At 62.2% G+C, this 18,040-nt stretch carries 11 protein-coding genes; 6 read left to right on the top strand and 5 right to left on the bottom strand.

Annotated features, from left to right (window positions below):
• The first annotated feature begins 7 nt into the window (after nucleotides 1-7).
• Genes ACSQ83_RS10185 through ACSQ83_RS10175 form a run of 3 tightly spaced genes read left to right on the top strand, consistent with a single transcriptional unit; the run spans nucleotide 8 to nucleotide 7,997 of the window.
• Nucleotides 8-3,142, top strand: a complete 3,135-nt coding sequence (locus tag ACSQ83_RS10185; protein ID WP_414951744.1) for an efflux RND transporter permease subunit — start codon at nucleotides 8-10, stop codon at nucleotides 3,140-3,142.
• Nucleotides 3,139-6,486, top strand: coding sequence for an efflux RND transporter permease subunit (locus ACSQ83_RS10180; protein ID WP_414951743.1), 3,348 nt, complete (start codon nucleotides 3,139-3,141; stop codon nucleotides 6,484-6,486). The genes ACSQ83_RS10185 and ACSQ83_RS10180 overlap by 4 nt, the downstream gene beginning before the upstream one ends.
• Nucleotides 6,483-7,997: an efflux transporter outer membrane subunit gene (locus ACSQ83_RS10175; protein WP_436228029.1), complete on the top strand. Its 1,515-nt coding sequence runs from the start codon at nucleotides 6,483-6,485 to the stop codon at nucleotides 7,995-7,997. Before ACSQ83_RS10180 ends, ACSQ83_RS10175 begins: the two co-directional genes overlap by 4 nt.
• Nucleotides 7,998-8,036: 39 nt before the next feature.
• Here the strand turns inward: ACSQ83_RS10175 and ACSQ83_RS10170 are convergent, their stop codons facing one another.
• The 3 genes from ACSQ83_RS10170 to ACSQ83_RS10160 all read right to left on the bottom strand — a co-directional run bounded on the left by ACSQ83_RS10170 (nucleotide 8,037) and on the right by ACSQ83_RS10160 (nucleotide 12,971).
• Complete coding sequence (locus ACSQ83_RS10170; RefSeq protein WP_414951741.1) at nucleotides 8,037-9,425, bottom strand: MFS transporter; 1,389 nt, start codon at nucleotides 9,423-9,425, stop codon at nucleotides 8,037-8,039.
• Nucleotides 9,426-9,510: 85 nt separating this feature from the next.
• On the bottom strand, nucleotides 9,511-11,727 hold the full coding sequence (locus tag ACSQ83_RS10165; protein ID WP_436228028.1) for an acetate--CoA ligase family protein: 2,217 nt from the start codon (nucleotides 11,725-11,727) through the stop codon (nucleotides 9,511-9,513).
• 8 nt (nucleotides 11,728-11,735) lie between these two features.
• The gene (locus ACSQ83_RS10160; RefSeq protein ID WP_436228027.1) at nucleotides 11,736-12,971 is read right to left on the bottom strand and encodes an acyl-CoA dehydrogenase family protein; all 1,236 of its coding nucleotides are present in this window, start codon (nucleotides 12,969-12,971) and stop codon (nucleotides 11,736-11,738) included.
• 140 nt (nucleotides 12,972-13,111) lie between these two features.
• On the opposite strand from ACSQ83_RS10160, the gene ACSQ83_RS10155 reads away from it, so the two are divergent.
• Nucleotides 13,112-13,960, top strand: a complete 849-nt coding sequence (locus tag ACSQ83_RS10155) for an IclR family transcriptional regulator (protein WP_414951738.1) — start codon at nucleotides 13,112-13,114, stop codon at nucleotides 13,958-13,960.
• A 22-nt stretch (nucleotides 13,961-13,982) separates the two neighbouring features.
• On the opposite strand, the gene ACSQ83_RS10150 is transcribed toward ACSQ83_RS10155, so the two are convergent.
• A complete protein-coding gene (locus ACSQ83_RS10150; RefSeq protein ID WP_436228026.1) occupies nucleotides 13,983-14,756 on the bottom strand; it encodes an SDR family NAD(P)-dependent oxidoreductase in 774 nt (257 codons plus the stop codon).
• A 171-nt stretch (nucleotides 14,757-14,927) separates the two neighbouring features.
• Between ACSQ83_RS10150 and gcvA the strand changes: the two genes are divergently transcribed.
• Both gcvA and ACSQ83_RS10140 read left to right on the top strand, forming a co-directional pair.
• Nucleotides 14,928-15,860: a transcriptional regulator GcvA gene (gene gcvA, locus ACSQ83_RS10145; RefSeq protein ID WP_436228025.1), complete on the top strand. Its 933-nt coding sequence runs from the start codon at nucleotides 14,928-14,930 to the stop codon at nucleotides 15,858-15,860.
• Between the two features lie 94 nt (nucleotides 15,861-15,954).
• A complete protein-coding gene (locus ACSQ83_RS10140) occupies nucleotides 15,955-16,599 on the top strand; it encodes a LysE family translocator (protein WP_436228082.1) in 645 nt (214 codons plus the stop codon).
• A gap of 90 nt (nucleotides 16,600-16,689) precedes the next feature.
• On the opposite strand, the gene ACSQ83_RS10135 is transcribed toward ACSQ83_RS10140, so the two are convergent.
• Nucleotides 16,690-17,952: an MFS transporter gene (locus tag ACSQ83_RS10135; RefSeq protein ID WP_436228024.1), complete on the bottom strand. Its 1,263-nt coding sequence runs from the start codon at nucleotides 17,950-17,952 to the stop codon at nucleotides 16,690-16,692.
• Nucleotides 17,953-18,040: the final 88 nt, after the last annotated feature.

The following is an 18,040-nucleotide window of genomic DNA, read 5'->3' as shown; positions in this document are numbered from 1 at the left end:
CGCGCCGATGAATATCTCCCGCCTGTTTATTCTTAGACCGGTAGCTACGCTGCTGCTGATGATCGCCCTCGTATTAGTGGGCCTCGTCGCAGTGCGCGTGCTGCCGGTTTCCTCGCTGCCTAACGTCGACTATCCGACCATCCAGGTGCAGACCTTCTATCCGGGTGCGAGCCCGGATGTGATGGCCACCACGGTGACCGCGCCGCTTGAAGTGCAACTGGGCGAGATCCCCGGCTTGCAGCAGATGACCTCGTATAGTTCGGACGGCGCGTCGGTCATCACGCTGCAGTTCGACCTGTCGCTGAACCTCGATATCGCGCAGCAGAATGTCCAGCAGGCCATCAACGCGGCCAACAGCTTCCTGCCGACCGGCCTGCCCGGACCGCCGATCTATGCGAAGGTGAATCCGGCGGACCAGCCGATCCTGACGCTGGCGGTGACCTCCAATTCCATGTCGCTTACGCAACTGGAAGACGCTGCCAACAACCGCCTTGGAACGAAGATTTCGGAAGTGTCGGGCGTGGGTGTGGTCACCGTCAGCGGCGGCAATGTACCCGCTATCCGCGTTGAAGCGGACCCGCACAAGCTGGCGGCCTATGGCCTCAATATCGACGATCTGCGAACGCTGCTCAGCTACGTCAACGTGAGCCAGCCGAAAGGCAACTTCGACGGTCCCGACCTTGATTACACGATCAACGGCAACGACCAGATCAGCGATCCGAAAGACTATCTGAGCACTGTGATCGCCTACCAGAATGGCGCGCCGGTGTTCATGCGCGACGTTGCCAACGTGACCACGGCGCCTCAGGATGTTGAACGCGGTGCCTGGTACAACGGCACGCCCGCGATCGTGCTGAACGTGCAGCGGCAACCGGGCGCAAACGTGATCGCGACCGTCAACCAGATCATGAAGCAGTTGCCGCAGCTCGAATCAACGCTGCCGGCCGGCATGAAGGTCACGGTCGTCTCGGACAGCACCGGCGTGATCCGTTCGTCGGTCTCCGACGCGGCGCTCGAACTCGGGCTGGCGATCATCCTGGTGGTCGCGGTCATCTTCGTGTTCCTGCGAAACGTGCCGGCCACGATCATCCCGAGCATCTCGGTGCCGGTGTCGCTGATCGGCACGCTCGCCGTGATGTACCAGCTGAACTACTCCATTGATAACCTCTCGCTGATGGCATTGATCATTGCCACCGGCTTCGTGGTCGACGACTCGATCGTGATGATCGAGAACATCGTGCGCTATCTGGAGGAAGGCAAGACGCCGCTGGAAGCCGCGCTCGAAGGCGCCGGGCAGATCGGCTTCACCATTCTTTCGCTGACCATCTCGCTGATTGCGGTGCTGATCCCGCTGCTCTTCATGGGCGGGGTGATCGGACGCCTTTTCAGCGAATTTGCGGTGACACTCGCGGTCACCATCGTGCTGTCCGCCGTGGTCTCGCTGACCGTGGTGCCCATGCTCTGCGCGCGCCTCTTGAAGGCTCAGGTCGACCGTCATCCAAGCCGCTTTGAGCGCATCAGCGAAGGCCTCTTCGACAAGACGCTCGCCGGCTACGAACGGGGTTTGCGCTGGGTGCTGGATCACCAGATCCTGACCCTGATGGTGGCCATCGGCACCGTGGTGCTGACCGCCCTTCTCTACATCGTGATTCCGAAGGGGCTGTTCCCAGTGCAGGACGTCGGCGTGATCGAAGGGATCAGCGTGGCTGACAATTCGGTGTCTTACAAGGCGATGGTCACGCGCCAGCGAGCGCTTGCCGATGCGATCCTGAAAGATCCAGACGTGGTCTCGCTCACCTCCTACGTGGGGATCGACGGCACCAACCCCACGCTGAACAACGGCCGCTTCCTGATCAACCTGCGCGACCACGACAAGCGTTCGGACACGGCGCAGGAAATCGCCCGGCGCCTGCAGGACGAAGTAGCGAACGTGTCTGGAATCAAGCTCTATATGCAGCCTGAGCAGGACCTGACGCTCGACACCACGGTCTCGCCGAACCAGTACAGCTTCGTGCTGCGCGGACCAAATCAGCAGGCATTCCAGAAGTACGTGCCGGAACTGATTGCACGCCTGAAAGCCATTCCGTCTCTCGCCGATGTGCAAAGCGATATGAACTCCGACGGCTTGAGCGTGAACGTCGAAGTCAACCGGCAACTGGCCGCGCGTTTCGGCATCACCCCGGCGACCGTCGACAACGCGCTCTACGACGCGCTGGGCCAGCGTATTGTCTCGACCATCTTCCAGCAGTCGGATCAGTACCGGGTGATCCTCGTCGCGAAAGCCGAGTCGCTGCCTAACGTGGAGTCGATCGGCAATATCTATTTGCCGAGCCAGACGAGCAGCACCGGCCAGGTGCCGCTCTCCGGGATCGCCAAGATCCAGATCGTCAAGTCGCCGTTGGTGATCAGCCATCTGGCGCAATTCCCGGCCGTCACCATCTCGTTCAACCTCGCGAAAGACGCGTCGTTGAGCACGGCGGTGGAGCGTATTCACGAAGCCGAGAAGGCGGTCAATCTGCCGCCATCGATCACCTCTTCGCTGCAGGGCGCGGCGCAGGCCTTCCAGGATTCGTTATCAAGCGAGGTGTACCTGCTGATCGCTGCGCTGGTGGCGGTGTATATCGTGCTGGGTGTGCTGTATGAGAGCTTCATCCATCCGGTCACGATTCTTTCCACGCTGCCATCGGCGGGGATCGGCGCGTTGCTCGCGTTGATGATTGCGGGGAGTGACCTCGATGTGATCGGCATTATCGGCATCGTGCTGCTGATCGGTATTGTGAAGAAGAACGCCATCATGATGGTGGACTTCGCGCTCGATGCCGAACGCAACCACGGCAAGGCGCCGCGCGAGGCGATCTTCGAAGCGTCGCTGCTGCGCTTCCGGCCGATCCTGATGACCACGCTCGCAGCCATGCTCGGCGCATTGCCGATGTTGCTCGGCAGCGGCACGGGATCGGAGTTGCGCCGGCCGCTTGGCCTCGCGATTATCGGCGGCCTGACCTTGAGCCAGATGCTGACGCTCTTCACCACGCCGGTCATCTACCTGTTCTTCGACAGGATGGCCGAGCGCACGCGGCGCTGGCGCAAACGCAACAAGCCGGACTCTCCTGAGGCACCTGCTGTGGAGGAGGGTACGCCGTGAACATATCGGCGTTATTCATCCGGCGCCCGGTCGCGACCACCCTCCTGGCGATCGCGATCCTGATCTCCGGGGCGCTCGCCTACTTCCAGTTGCCTGTCGCGCCGCTGCCGAACATCGCGTTCCCGGTGATCGTGGTGCAGGCCAACATGGCGGGCGCGAGCCCGAACATCATGGCGTCGACCGTGGCAGAACCGCTCGAACGGCGGCTCGGCACGATTGCCAACGTGGAAGAACTGACCTCGATCAGCTACGTCGGCTCATCGATGATCGTGGTCGAGTTCGGCTTGAACCGCGATATCAACGGCGCCGCCCGCGACGTCGAAGCGGCCATCCAGGCGGCGCGTGCTGACCTGCCGACCACGCTTCGAAGCAACCCGACTTATCGCCAGTACAACCCGGCGGATTCGCCCATCATGGTGCTCGCGCTGACCTCGGACACGCTCACCAAGGCGCAGCTCTACGACTCCGCGGATTCCGTGATCCAGCAGCAGCTCTCGCAGGTCAACGGCGTAGGCCAGATCACGCTGGGCGGCGGTGCATTGCCTTCGGTGCGCGTCGAGTTGCAGCCCGGCAAACTGAATAGCTACGGCCTCGGCCTCGAAGATGTGCGCGCGGCCATCAGCGCGGCCAACGCGAATAGCGCGAAGGGTCACCTCGACCAGGGCGACCAGCGCTACGTGGTCTTGTCGAACGACCAGATCAACAAGGCGGCGCCCTACCGTGACCTTGTAGTCGCCTATCGTGACGGCGCGCCCGTGCTGCTGCGCGATGTCGCGCAAGTCAGGGACTCCAACGAAAATATCCGCAACGCCGGGCTCTATAACGGCAAGTCGGCCGTGCTGGTAATCGTCTATCCGATGCCCGGCAGCAATATCGTCAATACGGTCAGGCAGATCAGGAACGTCCTGCCCGCCATCGAGGCGACGCTGCCAAGCAGCGTTCACGTCAGCGTTGCTGTGGACCGGTCGGAATCGGTCCGGGCGTCGGTGGGAGATACCGAGCGGACCTTGTTCATCGCGGTGCTGCTGGTGGTCGGCGTGGTGTTCATTTTTCTCCAGTCGCCGCGTGCCACGCTCGTGCCGGCGGTTGCGTTGCCGCTATCGATCGTGGGCACGTTCGGGCCGATGTACCTGCTCGGCTACAGCATCGACAATCTCTCGCTGATGGCGCTGACCATTGGCACCGGCTTCGTGGTCGACGATGCGGTCGTGGTCCTGGAAAACATCACGCGCCACCTGGAAATGGGCTTGAGTCCGAAAGAAGCTGCGCTGAAAGGCAGTGGCGAAGTGGGCTTCACGGTGATCTCGATGAGCCTCTCGCTGATCGCGGTATTCCTCCCCATTCTGCTGATGCCGGGGATCGTGGGCCTGCTGTTCCATGAGTTTGCGGTGACGCTTTCCATTGCGATCCTGATCTCGCTCGTGATCTCGCTCACGGTCACGCCGGCCATGTGCGCGTACGTGTTGAGCCACGAGCATGCCGGCCATTCGAAGGCGCGCTGGGCAACCTGGATCGAGTCGCAGTTCGATCGTTTCAAGGACGCCTACTCGCGTTCGCTCACCTCGGTGCTCGACCACTCGCTGCTGGTCATCTTGTTGCTGATCGGCTTGCTGGTAGCGAATGTATTTCTCGCCAAGCTCGTGCCGGCCACCTTCTTCCCAGAACAGGACACCGGCATCCTGATCGGGCAGATCATTGCCGACCAGAGCATCTCCTTCTCGGCGATGGAAAAGAAACTCGCCCAGTTACAGTCAATTGTGCAGAAGGATCCGGCGGTTCAATCGGTGGCGGGTTTTACCGGCGGCCGCGCGCTAAACAGCGCGAACGTGTTCATTGAACTCAAGCCGCTGGCGCAGCGCCATGTGACCGCGACCGAAGTGGTCAACCGCCTGCGGCCCAAGCTGAACGCGGTCTCCGGCGCGCGGCTTTTCGTGCAGGCGCAGCAGGATCTGCGAATTGGCGGACGGCAGTCGGCCGCGGAATACCAGTACACGCTGACAAGCGATGATTCCGCCGCGCTGTTCGAGTGGACACCCAAGCTCGTGACCGCGCTCAACAAGGATCGCAGCCAGCTGACCGACGTTAACTCGGACCTGCAGCAAAATGGTTTGCAGACCTACATCAATTTCAACCGCGCCACCGCGGCTCGCTACGGTTTCGCGCCGAACCAGATCGACAACGTGCTGTATGACGCGTTCGGCCAGCGGACTGTATCGACCATCTACAACCCGCTTAACCAGTACTTCGTCGTGATGGAAGTGGCGCCTGAGTACTGGCAATATCCGCAGACGCTCAACCAGATTTTCTTGAGCACGGCGGCGGGCAATCCTACCGGCTCGCAGCAGACGCAAATGCCGGGCGGGACGGTCACGGGCGTGACGGGTGCGAGCGCGGTCGGCGCGACATCGAGTGCGTCATCGAACACCAATTCGTTGAATTCGAACGCGCAAGCCAACGCGACCAACAACAGCATTTCCAACAGCAAGGGCGGCAGTTCGAGCGGCAGCGCGGACAGCACTTCTGCCGAGACGATGGTGCCGCTGCCGGCGCTCGCCACCTACGTCAACAACCATACGTCGACCCAGGTGAACCATCAGAGCGGGCTGGTGGCTGCGACGATCTCGTTCAACCTCCCCGCCGGCGGCTCGCTCAGCAAGGCCCAGGTGGCGCTCGAGAACGCGGAACGCGAGATCGGCATGCCGGCCAGCGTCCACGGTGCGTTCGCGGGTGCGGCGCAAGCCTACGCGCAGTCGATGGGCACCATTCCGCTGCTGATCCTCGCAGCGCTGGGTGTGGTCTACATCGTCCTGGGGGTACTCTATGAGAGCTCGATTCACCCGCTCACGATTCTCTCGACGCTGCCCTCGGCCGGTATCGGCGCGACCATTGCGTTGCTGATCTTTGGCACGCCGTTCTCGGTGATAGCGTTGATCGGCATCATCTTGCTGATTGGTATTGTGAAGAAGAACGGGATCATGATGGTGGACGTGGCGATCCAGTTGCAACGCAACGAAGGCATGCCGGCCAAGGATGCGATTCATGCCGCCGCCGTCGTGCGTCTGCGGCCGATCATGATGACCACGTTCGCCGCCGTGCTGGGCGCCGTGCCGCTCGCGATTGGTATTGGCCAGGGCGCGTCGTTGCGCCAGCCGCTGGGTATTACCGTGATGGGCGGCCTGATCCTGAGCCAGGTCTTTACGCTGTACACCACACCGGTGATCTACCTGTACCTGGACCGGTTGCGCTTCAAGCTCGTCAAGTGGTCTTCCGGATTGCCGTGGAACCGGCAAGCGGATCAAATGGGGCCACCGGAGCAATCGGGGCAAACGGATACAAAGGCATGAAGATGAAGATTTCCTCCAAACCCCTGGCCGCCGCTGCAGCCCTGCTGCTCGGCGGTTGCATGGTCGGTCCCGACTACCACCGGCCGCAGGTCAGCGTCCCTGCGACCTTCCGGGAGCTGCCCGGCTGGACCCAGGCCGCACCGAATGCTGACGGCCCCAAGGGCGCGTGGTGGACCGGCTTCAACGACCCGTTGCTGGACGAGCTTGAACCGCAGGTGGCGGTCTCAAACCAGACCGTGGCCCAGGACTATGCCAATTACCAGGAGGCGCTCGCTGAAGTAAAGGTGGCGCGTTCCGGCTTGTTTCCGGTCATCGGCGTCACAGGTTCGGGCACCCGGCAACGCAGCGCGACCGGCACGACGAGCACCAGCGCGGCCCGGAGTTTCGGCAATATACAGCCGGTGAACAACTCGGCCTCGCTTGAGGGGAATGTGAGTTGGGCACCCGACCTGTGGGGCTCGGTGCGCCGTACGATTGAACAGAATGCCGCGACCGCGCAGGCCAGCGAAGCCACGCTCGCGAATGCTACGCTCTCCGAACAGATTGCGCTCGCGACCGCCGTGATCCAGTTGCGCATAAGCGACGCCGATATCGACTTGCTGCAGCAAACGGTCAAGGCGTACCAGCACTTCCTGGGTGTGGTGTCGGACCAGGACAAGGCCGGCACCGTCGCGCCTTCGGACGTGATTACCGCGCGCACCCAGCTCGAAACCGCGCAGTCGAGCCTGATTGCGCTCGGCATCTCACGCGCCCAAAACGAGCATGCCATTGCGGTGCTGACCGGCAAGAACCCCGAGGACCTGGTCATCCCGCACAGCACTTCGATGCCCACGTTACCGGCCATTCCGGTTGGCGTTCCTTCGACCCTGCTGCAGCGCCGGCCCGATATAGCGACAGCCGAACGCCAGATGGCGTCCCAGAACGCCGCGATCGGGGTCGCGGTGGCGGCGTACTACCCGACGGTGTCGCTGTCCGCGCTGGACGGCTTCACGCAGTCACCATTGGGCGGCTTGCTGCGCGTGGCCAATTACGTGTGGTCGCTGGGCGGCAGCGCGACTGAAACGCTATTCGACGGCGGCGAGCGCAGCGGTGAAGTTGCGGCGGCCAAGGCGGCCTATCAGGCAGCGGTCGCCAATTACCGCGGTACCGTGCTGACGGCGTTTGAAGATGTGGAGAATGACTTGTCCGGCTTGCGTATCCTGGCCGAGCAGTCGGACGCGCTGGATGCGGCCGTGCGCGATGCAAACCGTGGCGCCGAGATTGCCTTCAACGAGTATCAGGCCGGCACCGTGGACTACACGACTGTGGCGACCGCTCAGGCGACCCAGTTAAATAATCAGCAAACCGCGTTGAACGTGCAGCAGACGCGGCTGCTTGATGCAGCATCATTGATCGGCGACCTCGGCGGCGGCTGGTCGGACAGCGCGCTGCACGATCCGCGGCATCCGGTGGAGGCGGCTCCGGTGGAAGCGACGAGCGCCACGAGTGCGGTGAGCTCGGTTAGTCAGTAGCGAGCGAATGGGCCTCGCCGGGCCCATTGGCGACGTTTCCTATCGATGCGTATGTCCGAGACCCGGCTGCCCCGGGGCATTGGTGGCGGTGAGCACTGTAGCGTGCTTGCTGCCTGCCGCGGGGAAGGCAATCAGCAACACCACGACTCCGGCCATCAACACGACCGCGAGCCCGATCAGCCCGAACTCCGCGCTACCCGTGTGCATCTTGGTCCAACCTACGAATGCCGGACTCACGAACCCGCCCGTGCCACCGAGACTCGTGATCATCGCAATGCCGCCAGCAGCCGATGAGCGCGGCAGGAACGTCTGCGGTATCGTCCAGAACACGACGAAGCAACCATACGATGCCGCTGCCGCAAGGGCGAGCAGGCAGACGCCGATCGTTATGTTGTGGCCGGCAGCCGGTAACAACGCAAAGGCAAGTGCCGTCACGGCCGCGCTGCCCGCCACGTGCCAGCGGCGCTCCATCATCCGGTCGGAACTCGCCCCAACAACGTAAGTCCCGATCGCGGCTGCGATGAACACCAGAGCCGACAGTAATCCCACATCCAGCACGCTGGCGACGCCCAGATCGCGAATAATGGTCGGCGCCCAGAAGCCGATTGCATTGAACGGCATCATCACGGCAAAGTAGACGAGTGCCGCGAGATAGACGCGCGGATTGGCGAGCGCGCCACGCAGGCCGTCGAGATGGCCGGATCGCTTCGACGTTTCGTCGGCGAGCAGTTCACGCGATATCAACGCCTTCTCGCGGTCGCTGAGCCAGCGCACGTCCGCCGGCGAATCGCCGAGAAAGAAGAACGCAAGGATACCGAGCGTGACGGCGGGCACGCCTTCCAGAAGGAAGAGCCACTGCCAGCCTGGCAAGCCGCCCACCCCGGCGAGCCGCGTCATGATGAGCCCCGACATCGGGCCGCCAATGATCCCCGCCACGGCAGTCGCCATCATCAGGAAGGCGATCACGCGGGCGCGCCTCGCGCCGGGAAACCAGCAGCCCAGGTAGAAGATGATCCCGGGAAAGAAGCCCGCTTCGGTGACGCCCAGCAGAAAGCGCATGGCGTAAAACTGCGTCGGTGTGCGAACGAACATCATGAGGCTTGACGCGAGTCCCCACGCAAACATGATGCGCAGGAGCGTGCGGCGCGCGCCGACGCGTTGCATCCAGAGATTGCTCGGCACCTCGAAGAGCACGTAGCCGATAAAGAAAAGGCCGGCGCCCAAGCCGTATGTAGACTCGGAAAAACCGAGGTCGTGCATGAACTGCAGCTTGGCGAAACTGATGTTCACACGGTCGACATAGCTGATCACGTAGCAGAGAAACAGCAGCGGAATCAGCCGGAAAAACACCTTGCGATAGGTGTGCTCGACTTCACCAGGTGTAATGTCGCCCGAGGTTATTGCGCCGGATTGCGGATGGCTTTGCATGAGGGTCTCGCGAAGAATGCGAACTGACTTGGGCGTCGCAGTGTGTGCGACGCCCGGTTTCAAAGCGCGGGCAAGCTCAGGGACACTATCCGTCGACCACCGCCTGGGCGCAATGCTCGCTTTCATATGCCTCGGTGCCTGCCGCCTCGCTGCCTGCCGCCTCGCGCGGCCGCTGGCAGCGCGCGAGCGCATCGCCTGCGCGCACGCCTTTGCCTGCAGGAAGAACGAACAGTGGGTTGATGTCGAACTCCTTCAGACCCGGCGCGAGGTCGAGCGCCATCGCGGACATTGCCACAATTGCGTCCGCCAGCGCATCGATATCGCCCGGCGGCTTGCCGCGCGCGCCGTTGAGTATTGCGTATGCGCGCAGTTCGCGGATCATCGCGTGCGCGTCGGTGTGCGAGACCGGCGCGAGCCGCCACGCCACGTCCTTCAGCACCTCGGCGTAGATCCCCCCGAGTCCGCACATCACGGCAGGTCCGAACGACGGATCGTTCTCGATGCCGACGATCATCTCCACTGCATCGCGGATCTCTTCCTGCACGAGTACACCCTCGATCCGCGCGCCGGGAACGTGGCGCCGTGCGTTCGCGACGATTTCATCGAAGGAGTCTACTAGCATTGCCTCGTCGCGAATGCCGACGCGCACCGCGCCCGCTTCGGTCTTGTGCGGGATGTCGGGCGACTGGACCTTCACGACCAGCGGAAAGCCGATCGACCGCGCGATCGACCGCGCTTCGTCGCGGTTGCGGGCAAGCGCGCCTTTGGGTGTATCGATGCCATAGTGCGCGAGAAGCGCTTGCGCCGCGTGCTCCGTCAGATCGCCCGGGCTCGCGGCGAGCAACGCATGTGCCGCGCTTACGTGACGATGCAACGGCGCCGGTGCGAGTCGTGCCGCCTCCCGCGCGCGGCGTGCCTGCGCATAGTTCGACAGGACCGCGAAAGCGCGCCCGCAGCGCACGGGCGTTGCATAAAGCGGCACGCCGCCCTGTTCGATCACGTCGTACGCTTCGCTCGCCATGTCGCGGCGCGCATTCCAGGCTAGCATCATTGGCTTGTCGGTCGCGCGGTAGACACGCACGATCGCCTCGGCCATCGCGAGTGCGACCTCACCGCTCGCAGCCGCCGCCATGATCGCGATCGAGTCGATGCTGGGATCGTCGGCAATGATCTGCAGGGCGTCCGCGAATATCTTCGGCTCAGCGAGGATGCCTGCGGTCAGGTCGACCGGATTGTTCAGCGATGCGAACGAAGGCACGATGGGCTCGAGCGCGGCGAGCGTCCGCGCAGACAACGGCGCAAGCGTCATGCCGCGTTCGCTGCATGCATCGGTGATCAGGATGCCGGCGCCGCCCGAGAGCGTGACAACGGCGATCCGGTTTCCGCCCGGAAGGCGTTTCGCCTCGAACGCCTTCGCGTAGTCGCCGAGATCGCCCACGTCGGTTACTTCGATCACGCCGGTCTGACGGAACGCCGTGCGATACAGCGTAGACGCGCCGCCGAGATTCGCCGTGTGCGAAGCGGCCGCCTTCGCGCCATCGGTGGTGTTGCCGACCTTCCACGCGAGGAGTGGCTTGCCGGCATCGAGCGCCCGGGTCGCGACTTCGACGAGCCGCCGCGCATCCTTCAACCCCTCGATGTACGTGGCGATTATCGACGTTTGCGTATCGTCGATACACGCATCAACGAGGTCGAGCAGGCTCACGTCGGCTTCGTTGCCGGTCGTGATGAAATGCCGCAAGCCGATGCCGAGTTCATCGGCCATGAGCAACAGCGCGCAGCCAAAGCCACCGCTCTGCGAAATCAGCGAAAGGCCGCCGGGCCGGTAATCCACGCCAAACGGCGCGCCGAAGCCTGCGTAGACGCCGGTATCCGTGCTGACGAGACCCTGGCAATTCGGTCCGATGATGCGAAGGCCAAAGGTCTTGGCAATCGCCGTGCATTCACGTTGCAGCGCGGCCCCGGCTTCGCCCGCCTCCGCGAAGCCCGAGCTATAGACGATCGCGTAACGGATGCCTTTCTCGCCGCACTGGCGCAACATGTCCGGCACGCGCCGCGCGGCGACGAGGATCAGCGCGAGATCGGGCGTCGCGGGCAGGCTTTCGATGCTCGCGTAACACGCGACCCCTGCAATTTCAGCGTATTTTGGATTCACCGGATACAGCGCGCCTTGATAGCCGTGCTGCATGAGAAAGCGCATCGGCTGGCCGCTGATCGATTTAGGATCATTCGATGCACCGATGATCGCGATCGAACGCGGACTGACCAGCCGTTCGATATCGAGCGCGCGCGGCGACTTCATGGCCGCGCTCATGCGGCACGCGCAGCGGTCGTGCCGACGCTGTCCTTCGCCTGCGCTGCTTTCGCCAGTACTTCTTTCGCCTGTGCCGCGCGCCTTAACGTAATCTTCGCTATGTTTAACTGATGGATTTGCGTGGTGCCTTCGTAGATGCGAAATGCACGGACGTCGCGATAGAACCGTTCCACTGCATTGCCCGCGAGATAGCCGCGTCCACCGAGCATCTGCACGGCGCGGTCTGCGACGCGCCCGCACATCTCGGAGGCGAACATCTTGCACATTGACGCTTCCAGCGCGACGTCCTCGCCGGCATCGCGTTTGCGCGCGGTGTCGAGAATCATCGAGCGCGCGGCGTAGATTTCCGTCTGGCATTCGGCGATCAGCGCCTGCACGAGCTGGAAGTCCGAGACTGGCTTACCGAACTGTTCGCGAGTCGAGGTATAAGCGACCGCTTCGTCGAGCATGCGGATAGCGGGACCCGTGCACAGCGCGGCCAGGTGGATGCGCTGCTTGTTCAGCACCTTCATCGTCGTGCGAAATCCCTGCCCTTCCATTCCACCAATCAGGTTCGCCGCCGGCACCCGGCATGCGTCGAAATGCACGTCGCCGACGGGAGAACCCGCCTGCCCCATCTTCTGATACGGCTCGCTCGTCGAGAGGCCGGGCGTGCCGCGCTCGACCAGGAACGCGGAGATGCCGCCCGCCCCCGGGATTGATGAATCGGTGCGGGCCATGACCGTGAAGAGGTCGGCGATGGGCGCATTCGTGATGAAACACTTGGCTCCATCGAGCACATAGTGGTCGCCATCGCGCCGAGCCGTAGTCACTAGCGCGGTCGCGTCGGACCCGGCATCCGGTTCGGTCAGCGCGAACGCCCCGGTCATCACACCCGACGCGAGGAGCGGCAGGTAACGTTGCTTCTGATCGTCGGTACCGTCTGCCACGAGTGCCTCGGAGCCGATGCCGGTGTTCGTTCCGACGCGGGCTCGAAACGCCACCGACGCTTGCGAAAGCGCGAACGCGCCGCGAACAAGTTGCTCCGTCGAAAGTCCCGCGCCGCCGAAGTCGCGCGGGATGCTCCAGCCAAAGTAGCCGAGTCCGCGCATCCGCTCGACGAGATCCGCGGGCACCTGATCCGCCTGCTCGATCTCGTCCTCGCGCGGAATTGCCTCTTCCCGCACGAAACGCGCTACGTCGGCGAGTAGTGCATCGAACTCAGCATCTAATTCAAGGTTTTGTCTGCTCATTGCTGTCTCCGTCATGTGTTCAGCTTATGACTTCACTATCGAACTTTCCGAACTAAAAGGCGCTCGGTGTTCGACTATGCTGAACAGAGTTTGGATATGCGGAACACAGGGCGCAAAATGCGTTAATTGGAGGAGACGCCATGGAACGCAATAACACGCCGGAAACGGCCGCGATCGCGAGCGATTATCTGGATTCGAAGGCGCGCTATGTTCCCGATGAATTCGACGGCGACCGGCAATTCGCCACCACGCTCGCACGTGGCCTCGACATACTGCATACCTTTACGCCGCGCGATTCGCAGCTCGGCAACGCTGAACTTGCTGCACGCACCGGCATGACCAAGGCCACGATCTCGCGGTTCACCTACACGCTGACAAGGCTCGGGTACCTGCGCGTGAACCGGATGAACAACAAGTTCCAGCTCGGGTCGGCCGTGCTGTCGCTCGGTTATCCGCTGCTCGCGAGTCTCGCCGTCCGGCAAATCGCGCGACCTTCGATGAAGGAGCTGGCGGACCACATCCGCGGCTCGGTGTCGCTTGGCATGCGCGACCGGCTGAACGTGGTGTATCTGGAAAGCAGCCGCAGCAGCACGCCGCTCGGCTTGCCGGCGGACATCGGCTTGAGCTATCCGATCGTTCGCACCGCCATGGGCCGCGCCCTTCTCGCGGCGCTGCCGGGCGAACGGCGCGAGGCGCTATTGAATGAGATCTCGGTCAAGACGCCCGACGAATGGAACACCTTCCGGGACCGCGTGCTGCAGAGCATCGACTATTTTCATGAGCGCGGCTTTTGCGTGTCGTACGGCGATCTGCGGCGTGAAGTGCACGCCGTGGCAGTGCCGATGAGGCCGGCCGCCGATGGTGAGATTCTTGTGTTCAACTGCGGCGTGCCTTCTTATCTGCTCAAGGACGGACAGTTGGAGCGGGATGTCGGACCGCGGCTGTTGTCCATGGTGCGCAGCGTCGAAGCAGCGATGGGGATTTTTTAAGGTGCCGGTGCGGCCGCTCCGTTCAGATCCGGCCCGCAGTCACGCCGCCATCGACCGGCAACACTGTGCCCGTAATCCACGAAGCCTCATTGGACGCAAGAAAGAGCATGGCCGATGCCACGTCAGCAGGCTGACCGTTTCGCCCAAGCGGATGAAACGCATTAAACGACGGCAGCGTTTCCTTCACTTCATCGTCGGTCATGAACGTGTTGTAGACCGGAGTTTCGACAACTGCCGGCGCGACCGCATTGATCCGGATATTCAACGGAGCGAGTTCGATAGCGAGATTGCGGGTCAGCGCATGCACGCCTGCGTTTGCGGCAGAGTATGCGGCTGACGGCGTAGCGCCGATCGCCTGCAGCGCCCAAAGCGAGCCCGTCTGCACGATCGCCCCGCCGCCGCGCAACTTCATTGCGCGCGCCGCGGCCTGAGCCATGAAGAACTTGCCCTTCAGGATGATGTCGACGAACTGGTCGTACTCCTTCTCATCGACTTCGAGAAACGGTTTGGGACTGAATACGCCGGCGTTATTGATCAGGATATCGACACCCCCGAACGCTCGCGTCGCCAGTTCAACCAATGCTGCGGACGTTGCCGGCAGAGCGATGTCGCCGGCGTGATAGCGCACCTTCGCGCCGCTTGGGTCGATGTCCTTCGCCGCCTGCTCAAGCTTCGACAGGTCACGCCCGCCAATGACCACCGATGCGCCCGCCGCAACAAGCTGCTTCGCCACTTCTTTGCCAATGCCGGAACCGCCGCCCGTCACGATCGCAACCTTTAAAGAAAAACTATTCATTTTCGTTACCTTCCTTCAACGTGTTTCGTTGCGCGAATCGCTCGCGCCGGATGTCTCGGACATTACTATCTGGCCGCAATTTCCTCAACGCATGGAAGCAGTGTAGAAACCCCGCGTCGCACGGACAAATCAGTTAATCTTCCCGTACGTTAAAGAAAATCTTTATATGCCATGAAATATCCGGTCCACTTGAACGCGCTTAGAGCATTCGAAGCAAGCGCACGACATCAGAGTTTCTCGGCTGCGGCAACGGAGTTGAACGTCACATCGGCCGCTGTGGGGCAACTGGTTCGCGGCCTCGAAGAGTGGCTTGGGGCGCCACTTTTTCACCGCAGCACCAGCGGTACTATCCGGCTCGCTCCGACCGAAATCGCACAACGCGCGCTACCCGATATCCGTGCCGGTTTTGACAGGCTGGCGCTCGGCCTTGAGCGCTTGCAGGAAGCGTCGGCAAACGGCGTGCTGACCGTGACGACGAGCCCGGCGTTCGCCGCGAAGTGGCTGCTTCCGCGTATCGACCGCTTCCAGCAAGCTCATCCGGAGACGGACTTGCGTCTGGACACAAGCCTCAAGTTGCTCGATTTCGCAGCTCACGGCATAGATATTGGCGTGCGATATGGCGCGGGTAAGTGGCCGGGCCTTACCGCCGAGAAGCTGTTCGACGAAGAACTCTATCCCGTTTGTTCACCCGATTTTCGACGCAAGAACGGTGGCCTTCGGAGCATGTCCGACCTCAAGGGACGCACGCTGATCCACGACCTTTCAATGGAAACCAGTGCTGGTTTTCCAACCTGGCGCACATGGCTCGAAACGGCTGGCATTAACGATGTCGCGTCGAATCGCGGACTTCGCATTAATAATTCCGCAGCCGTGGTGCAATCCGCAATCGATGGGCACGGCATTGCTCTTGGCCGGAGCGTCATGGTGCATGACGACATGGCGGCCGGGCGCCTCGTCCGGCTCTTCAGCCGCAAGGCGTGCCCATTGCAGCTCGCGTATTACGTGGTGTATCGGCCTGAGGGAGCGCACTTGCCGCGCGTGTCGGCGTTTTGTAAATGGCTGCGGGCGGAGTGCCTGACCGTGCAGCAAAACACAAAAAAATAAGCGTCATAGCGGTGCGGTCATTGATGTGAGCGTTTTGTCGATGGCATTATTCGTCTACGGCAATCCCCGTCCCAACGCTTCAGCGAGCGCACGAATGTCCTTCCACACCTGGTTTCTTTTCGCCGTAGCGTATCTGGTCACCACCATTTCCCCCGGACCCAACGTACTGCTTGTCATCCGCAATACGGTTCGATTCGGCAGCCGCGGAACGGCGGCGACCATAGCGGGGAATCTGCTGGCTCAGTTGATCGTCGTGGTGCTCGTGGCCCTGGGTGTGGGCGCAGTACTCATCGCCATGCCGCCGCTGTTCCTCGCCATGAAAGTCCTGGGAGCGGCTTATCTTATGTTCCTTGGCGTAAAGCAGTTAAGAAGCGGGAAGAAAGGCCGGAGCACCAACGCATCTGCATCAATCAACGCGCTGCCCTCACACTCTCTCGACAAGCGCAAGATTTTTAGGGAAGCGTTATTGGTTTCGGGAAGCAATCCCAAGACGTTGATCTTCCTTTCCGCGTTCATGCCTCAGTTCATCGCGCATGACCAGCCGCTGGCGGCGCAGTTCGTCGTGATGTATCTGACCGTGGCTTGCACCGTGGCACTGGTTCATACCATCTACTCGTTCGGGGTGCGCCGGATTCATGACGGGCTTGGTACTCACCGGTGGGTTGAAGCGCTCAAGCGGTGCAGCGGCCTGATCTTCTTCGGCCTCGGCATCAAGTTGTTGACGGCAAAGCAGACGTAACGAACCGGCCGTACGCGCGAAGCCGGGCATTCTCGTGCGGCATGATTTTGCCGTCGCAAGATACCCCTTTCTCCACTCGCGAAAAAAGGATCACCCCTCCGCCCGAGTTCTCGCCCATCGATTCAATCCAGCACAAACAAGCAATAACGAAGCCGTTACGAAAAACACTGCGCGCAAGCCGACATGCGCGCCGATCTGCCCACCGATCAGCGGGCCTATCACCTGCCCGCTAAACTGCGCCGATTGCAGATAGCCCAGCGTCTTACCGGAATTGTGCTCGGCGACGGCGTGGCGGATTTCCTTGGCTATCGACGGAAGCAATCCCGCGAGCGTCATGCCCATCACGCCGCGAAGAATGGCGAGTTGCCACCATTGGTGAACGAACGCTTGCGGCACCAGCACCACGCTGGTCGCGATCAGACATCCGATGATCACCTTCGAGCTGCCAATGCGATCAGCAAGCGCGCCGAAACGCGCGGCCGTCAACATGCTGCCGAACGCCGATGCCGCCATCACGATCCCGGCCATCCGCGCGACATGGTCGTCCGGCACGCCGAGTTGCCCGATATAAACGGTGATGATCGGCTCTATCGACATGTTCGCGAGCAACACCATCATGGCCGTCACCAGCAGCGCGAGGATCACCATTCGATGGATTGTGGGAGGCAATGCCGCGCCGGCGTCGGTCCGCTTTTTTACATCGGTCGCACGATCGAAATCTTCGCGCACGAACACGACGGTCAGCAGCGCAGCCACGGCGATGATCGCGCCGCCAACGAAGAAGGTACCGCGAATACCCACATAGGTCGGCAGGAATCCGCCGACCAGCGGTCCCACGAGATTGCCCGCGAGCGCACCCGTCGACAGTACGCCCAGTGCCCATCCTGCGCGCTCGCGTGGCGCCTGCGTGCCGACCATGACGATCGATGCAGAGGCATAACCGCCGATCAATCCCGCGATCAGCCGCAGCACGACCAACTCGGTCAGGTTATGCGCAAGCCCAATCAACGACATCACGATGGCCATGCCGAGCGCCGCACGGATCAGCATGGGCTTGCGGCCATAACGGTCCGCCAGGCGTCCCCAGAGTGGTGCGGTAATCGCGGTGCCGAAGAACGTCGCACCGAATGCGACCCCCGACCATTGCACGACCGCCGCAGGCGAACTCACGCCCAACTGCTGCACATACAGCGGCAGGAACGGCAGCAACATGCTGAGACTGAGCAGCGTCGTAAATGACCCGAATACACAAACAAAAAGATTGCGCCGCCAGTATGGCGCGTTGCGTTCGGCATAGCCGAGCCTCTGGACACGGCCGTCCGGCGACATAAATGAACTAGTTGCTTGATCCATGTGGGTCTCGATCGTTCTGTCAGGCGTTGAGCGATGGCCGGGCGCATTGGTGTCGATCCGGCTCCCATCGCAAAGAAGTAGACTGCTT

It is taken from the genome of Caballeronia sp. LjRoot29, from assembly GCF_964252755.1.
GTDB lineage: Bacteria > Pseudomonadota > Gammaproteobacteria > Burkholderiales > Burkholderiaceae > Caballeronia.
Note: the sequence above shows the minus strand (reverse complement) of the source record. Positions and strands in the feature narration are given on the sequence as shown.